The sequence below is a fragment of the Moraxella sp. genome, from assembly GCF_024227015.1.
Taxonomy (GTDB): Bacteria; Pseudomonadota; Gammaproteobacteria; order Pseudomonadales; family Moraxellaceae; genus Moraxella.
Window position 1 is genome coordinate 1 of the sequence record NZ_JAAELD010000128.1, and the last position, 6271, is coordinate 6271.

The following is a 6271-nucleotide window of genomic DNA, read 5'->3' on the forward strand; positions in this document are numbered from 1 at the left end:
ACAAATTTTTGTGAAAAAATTTTAAAAATTTATCAAAGTCAGTGTACAATAATTTCAAATTCTATCGAGGAAACATGAATGAGCGCACCGATTTTTCATGCTAATTATAAGGTTTATATCAACCACACGGACGCAGGTGGCATTGTCTATCATGCCAATCATTTGACCTTTTTTGAAAATTGTCGCAGGGACTGGCTGACGTCACTTGGCTTTGACGGCTATTTTTTTGACACGGAAGGTGCGGCAACTGGGATGGATGGGCATGATGGCAAGGTGCATTTTGTGGTGAGTCGTGCCGATTTGACTTATAAATTACCGCTGTTAGTTGATGATGTGCTAGTCGTGACTGTCACCGAAGTCATCAAAAAGTCTGCAAGCCTTATTCTAACTCAGTACATCTACCGAAGTGATGATGATTTCAAAAATGGCAAAATCGCAACCATTGGCGTGATTACCCTTGCCTGCGTGATGAACAGCGAGAACGGCATTCGTCCGCATCGCCTGCCTACGGCATTTCGCTGATGACAGCCCCTCTACTTAGCGTTAATCAGCTGTCCTATCGTGTGGTTGATCGTACGTTGCTGGATGACGTGACTTTTGACTTAAATTATGGTCAAAAAGTCGCTCTCGTCGGTCGCTCAGGTTCTGGAAAATCAGTTCTGCTCCAAGCTTTGGCTGATTTATTGCCTTTAAATGACGGGACGGCCGATAGTATAAAGCTAAACACAAATGGGAAATTAACACCTTTTAATCAAATCTCCCCGCCCGATTACCGTTCTGCCGTTGCTCTATTTCATCAAACCCCTAGCCTATCGGACGGTACGGTACTTGACAACCTAACCGCCCCCTTTGGTTTTAAATACCGCCAAAACAAAAAATTTGATAAAAATTGGCATTTACAAAAACTTGCCACACTTGGCAAACATGACAATTTTATCAACCAATCAATCCATGAGCTATCAGGGGGCGAACGCCAAATCGTGAGTTTTTTGCGGACTTTGCAATTTAACCCAACGGTTGCCCTATTTGATGAAACCACGTCCGCCCTTGATGATGAGACGGCAAATCTACTCATGAGACTCGTGCTAGATTGGCATGACAACCACAAAGCCCTGATTTGGGTGACGCACACACCAAGCGAACAACGAGCGTTGGGGGCGGATTTATGGCGTATGGAGAATGGGGTGTTGGCGGTGTAATTATGGCAATCACACTTTCCCTGACCGACATCGCCCTAGCCAGCACCCTACTGCTTATCACGATAGGCGTGTCGGCATACCTACGGCTTGGCTTGACAGGCACGCTCATCATGGCAGGGGTGCGGACGGTGGTGCAGTTGTCCATGATTGGGCTGATTTTGGCGTGGGTGTTCGCTCGGGAGAGTGAGTGGCAGGTGCTTGCGATTTTGACCGTGATGACACTCATCGCCAGTATCTCGGCAAAAGGTCGTGTCAAACGCCCCTACAAGGGCTTACTGTCTGATAGTATCATCTCGCTGTCGGTTGCCACGGGTGTGGTTACGCTGATTGCCATGACGCTCATTTTAAAGGTGTCGCCTTGGTATCGCCCCCAGTACATCATACCGATTTTGGGGCTGATTTTGGGCAATTCTTTGACCGCCATATCTTTGACCACCAACGAAATTGTGAACGCCATGCACGACAAGCAAGTCCTTATCAAATCTCGCTTATCGCTGTCGGCCACCCCTTTTGAAGCGGTGCATGAGCTTGTCAAATCGGCGGTGCTAAATGGTCTAACCCCAACCGTCAATTCCATGCTCGTGGTCGGACTGGTGAGCCTACCAGGCATGATGACAGGGCAAATACTGGCAGGGGCTGACCCCACGCAGGCGGTACGCTATCAGATTGTTACCATGTTTTTTATCTGTGCAGGTAGTACGCTGTCGTGTACGCTGTCGGCGGTGCTGGTGGTTCGGCGGTTTTTTGATGAGCGTGGGCGGTTTGTGGTGAATACAAAAACAGCTCCATGATAGGAGCTGTTTTGATTTTAACAAGACTACAAAAACTTCGTGATTAGTCTTAATGGCAAATACTTCATGCCCAGCCCAATCGGTAGCCATGGCCACGCAGGGACGTAGGCTTCATCGACTTTGGCTTCGATGGCTTTGACGATCACGTCCGCCCCTTCATCTTCTTCGACTTCAAAGGGCAGGTATTTTGCTCCGATGTTTAGGTCAGTACGCACATAACCGGGGTAGATGGTGGACACCGTAATTGGCAATTTTTCGCTAATGGTGTCGGCTCGTATCCCCTCGGCAAGAGCAGCAAGCCCTGCTTTGGCGGCGGCGTAAGTTGTCAAATGACGTGGCAGACCACGCACCGCAGACATACTGGATATGACCACCAGATGACCGCTGTTTTGACGGCGGAATATTTGCATGGCGGACTCGCATTGGGCAAGGGCAGAGATGAAGTTGGTCTCGGCGGTGGCTCGGTTTATGGCAAATCGCCCATGCCCGATGACACGACTGTCGCCCACACCTGCGTTTACGATGATTTTGTCAAGCACCCCACCGTCATTTTCTATGTCTTTGACAAAGTCTTCAAACACGGTAAACACATCATCATATACCGTCACATCTAGCGTACGCACATAGACTTTAACGCCAAATTCCTTTTCAAGCTCAGCTTTTAAGACTTCTAGGCGGTCAAGTCGTCTGGCGCAAATCGCCAAATCATAACCCAAAAAGGCAAATTTACGCGCCATCATCGCCCCAAGACCTGAGCTCGCCCCTGTGATCAGCACTGTCTTGTCTTGACCGATACCACGAATGTCATTTAAATCTTTAATTTTATTAAACTTATTAGCAACCACTCGCCCGAATTTATCGGCTTTAGCAAACACTTCTTCTAATTTTTTCATAATAAATCCAAAAAATAATAAAATAAAAATAGCGAACCAAATAAGCCCGCTATTTTAACGTATTTTTAATAAAATTCCCAATGATTTAATGTGTACAATCAATCACATGCACAGCAATCAGGGGCGATTTAGTTTGCTGATTAGCTTGGCTACTGATGCACCTGCACCATCTATCAAGGCATCAATTGATGAGCTCATTTGTTCGGTCAATCCCAGCTTCTCTGCCAATGTGGGCTTACTTCGTGATTGCAATGCATATACATTGTGATTATCCATGAGATTAAGCACATAGGCATCAGAAGTGCCCACTTCATCCACAAGGTTCAATGCAAGTGCATCCTCACCGAACCAAAATTCACCCGTAGCTATCTTATCGACGTCAAGGCTTGGACGATGTTTTTTGACGAACGCTTTAAATAAATCGTGTATTCGGTTGATTTCCTCTTGGTATTTGGCACGATCTTCATCAGTGTTCTCGCCGAATACTGTCACGGTGCGCTTATATTCACCCGCCGTGAACATCTCGTAACCGATGTTGTGTTTTTTCATCAGTTTATGAAAATTGGGCAGCTGACTTACCACACCCACCGAGCCAATGATGCCAAAGTCAGAGACGATGATTTTATCTGCAACACAGGCCATCATGTAGCCGCCGCTAGCTGCGATTTTATCCACGCATACTGTCAAGCTTAGCCCTGCTGACTTGATGCGATCAAGCTGCGCTGCCGCCAGACCATAAGCATTGACCTGACCGCCGCCGCTTTCTAAGCGCAGAACGACTTCATCGCCTGCTTTGGCTGTTGTGATGATGGTGCTGATCTCTTCGCGCAGATGCGCAACCGCACTTGCCTTGATGTCACCATCAAAATCTAGCACATAGATGGTTTTGGCATCATTTGCGATGTCGGATTGATCTGTGTCTTTTTTGCTGGATTTCGCCAATTTGCACAGCTTAGAGAAGCATGACTGCTTGTCTTCTTTGGCCTCTTGGGCTGCCTCGAATTGCTTTTTGCGCTTTTGTTTGATCTTGTTTAGATGAATAATTTGTAATTCTACGGGTTTTTTTGCTGAATGAAATAGCATAAATTTTCCTGTGATTTATAAAAAGCATTAGTGTGATGAAATGAGTTAAGCTTAGATAGGGCTTAATGCGTCAATTTACACCAACTTATACAAAAAATAACAAACTAAGTGCATCTGGTCTAGTCATCAGACAGATTCTTTAGACCGATTCCGCGCAGTCGCCCACGACCGTCAATATCACGAACGATCAGTGACCAAGATTGATTTAAGCGCACCTCGTCCCCTTTAACGGGTTCTGCCTTAAAGTGTGCCATCATGAACTCTTCGACAGTTTTGTCGCGTGCTTCGCTTAATTTTTCCATCAGTTCATCATCAATGCCTGACAGCCCTACCGCGTTAGGCGGTAAGGTGAATATGTCAAGCGCTGTCGCCATGGGCGTCATTTTGCCCAGACGGTTCTGACTAAGCGCGCGCGTGGCGAGATTATAAAACGGCAAATCCATGATGCGCGCATGCGGTGACAGTAGCCAATCCCCGTAGAACTCGCTGTTTTTTTGGTATTGCGTGGCGGAGTTATTAAAAACTTTGGCGATGTTCGCTGCCCAGTCACCTGACAGTGCGTACCACACGATGTCGCCGACTTTTAGCACGGTGTCTTCATCAACGTTAATCAAATGCTCACCGCGCACCACCGCAAAGACAGCAATCTCATGCGAATTGACCTTACTTGAGATGTCTTGCGGGTGGCGCCCGATGGCAAAGGCACCAACTTTGACCTCGAATTCATAGAGTGTGATGTTCGCCTGATCGCCCACCCAGATTTCATGTTCTGCCTTAGGCTCAGCATCTGTCGGTACCCACACCTTAAAGACGCGCGACATGAACGGAATAGTCGCCCCTTGCGCTAATAGCGACAGGATAACGACACCAAAGGTAATATTAAACGCCAAACTTGCGCCCTCTACATTGCTCATCACAGGAATGATGGCTAGTGTAATGGGCACCGCACCGCGTAAGCCAACCCATGAGATGAACCCAATTTCTTTTAATCGAAATCCAAAATGCAATAGGCTCGTGCCCACAGCAACAGGACGCGCAACAAACAACAAAAACAAGAAAATAATCAATGAATAATGCCAAACTTTAAGCATCTCGGATGGTGTGACAAGCAGCCCCAATACAACAAACAGTATCGCTTGAGACAGCCAAGCGAAGCTGTCCATCACTCGCAGCACATGTTCGGTGGCACGTACTTTGGTATTACCGATGATGACACCGGTCAGATACACCGCCAAAAATCCGCTACCGCCCAGCAGGTTCGTAGCACCGAACACCGCAAGCCCAGCCGATAGAATCAAAATGGCATACATGCCATCTGCCAGATACACCTTTGGCAGCAGGCGAGAGATTGCCCAACCAGCCGCCAGACCTACCATCAAGCCCACGCCAATCTGCTGAATGAGCATGGCGATCACACTGCCAACGCTCTGGCTTTGAGGGTCTAGATTTAGCGCGATCATCACTGTTACTAATAGGATCGCCAAAGGGTCGTTCGCGCCTGATTCGAGCTCTAGCGTTGCCTGTACACGGTCATTTAGCTTCACTCCGCCATTACGAAGCAGGCTAAATACCGCCGCCGCATCAGTACTACCGACAATCGCCGCCATCAAAAGGCCTAATCGCCAATCAATGTCCAACAGCCAAGTGGCAAAAAACCCAAGCGCGAGAACGGTCGCCAATACACCCCAAGTCGCCAAAGTGATGGCGGGTCGCAGTCCCACACGAAATGAGTTCAATGATGTTCTAAGACCACCGTCAAGCAAGATACAAGCAAGCGCTGCCTGCCCAATAAAGTTCGCCACCCCATATTCTTGGAACTGAATGCCAAGCACGCCCTCTTCGCCTGCAAGCATCCCCACGCCCAAGAAAAAAAGCAATAAAGGAACTCCCAGACGCGCCGAGAGCGTGCTGGTCATGATGCTAATAAAAAGCAGGGCTGCCGCCACCAGATAAATAATATTTAACGCATCCATTGAGCGTGATTTCCCCCTTGTTTTTGGCGATTGGATTGATGAATTTACTGTTTTTAAAATAAATGATTAAACAAATAGTAAAACTTCATAAAAACAGTCAATCGTAACACAATTTTTACCTAAAATTCCATAGAAAATTCATTCGTTTAGCCTATTTTTCAATATTTTGATGTTAGATCTTTAGTATCATTTAAAATACACGGACTTCGAAGTTAAATCATCAGCCAGAATGAAACACTTGCACAGACGGCAATAAATCGGCATAATGTGGCGTTTTTGTTTATTTTTATTGAAAATCTTAGTTTTTGACAAATTTAGATTAACATTTTAGA

General features: G+C 46.6%; 6 protein-coding genes. 3 read left to right on the plus strand and 3 right to left on the minus strand.

Annotated elements, in window-relative coordinates; translation table 11 throughout:
- Positions 1 to 78 precede the first annotated feature (78 nt).
- From GY683_RS02770 to fetB, 3 genes are read left to right on the plus strand one after another with little or no spacing between them, the layout of a single operon-like run.
- On the plus strand, positions 79 to 522 hold the full coding sequence (locus GY683_RS02770) for a thioesterase family protein (protein WP_297287293.1): 444 nt from the start codon (positions 79 to 81) through the stop codon (positions 520 to 522).
- The gene (locus GY683_RS02775; RefSeq protein WP_297287294.1) at positions 522 to 1199 is read left to right on the plus strand and encodes an ATP-binding cassette domain-containing protein; all 678 of its coding nucleotides are present in this window, start codon (positions 522 to 524) and stop codon (positions 1197 to 1199) included. Before GY683_RS02770 ends, GY683_RS02775 begins: the two co-directional genes overlap by 1 nt.
- A 2-nt stretch (positions 1200 to 1201) precedes the next feature.
- Positions 1202 to 1990: an iron export ABC transporter permease subunit FetB gene (fetB, locus tag GY683_RS02780; RefSeq protein ID WP_297287295.1), complete on the plus strand. Its 789-nt coding sequence runs from the start codon at positions 1202 to 1204 to the stop codon at positions 1988 to 1990.
- Between the two features lie 26 nt (positions 1991 to 2016).
- Here fetB and GY683_RS02785 read toward each other — a convergent pair whose 3' ends face one another.
- From GY683_RS02785 to GY683_RS02795, 3 genes are all read right to left on the minus strand, one after another.
- The gene (locus tag GY683_RS02785; protein ID WP_297287296.1) at positions 2017 to 2883 is read right to left on the minus strand and encodes an SDR family oxidoreductase; all 867 of its coding nucleotides are present in this window, start codon (positions 2881 to 2883) and stop codon (positions 2017 to 2019) included.
- 117 nt (positions 2884 to 3000) lie between these two features.
- On the minus strand, positions 3001 to 3966 hold the full coding sequence (sohB, locus tag GY683_RS02790; protein ID WP_297287297.1) for a protease SohB: 966 nt from the start codon (positions 3964 to 3966) through the stop codon (positions 3001 to 3003).
- A 119-nt stretch (positions 3967 to 4085) separates the two neighbouring features.
- Positions 4086 to 5939, minus strand: coding sequence for a potassium/proton antiporter (locus GY683_RS02795; protein WP_297287298.1), 1854 nt, complete (start codon positions 5937 to 5939; stop codon positions 4086 to 4088).
- Positions 5940 to 6271 lie beyond the last annotated feature (332 nt).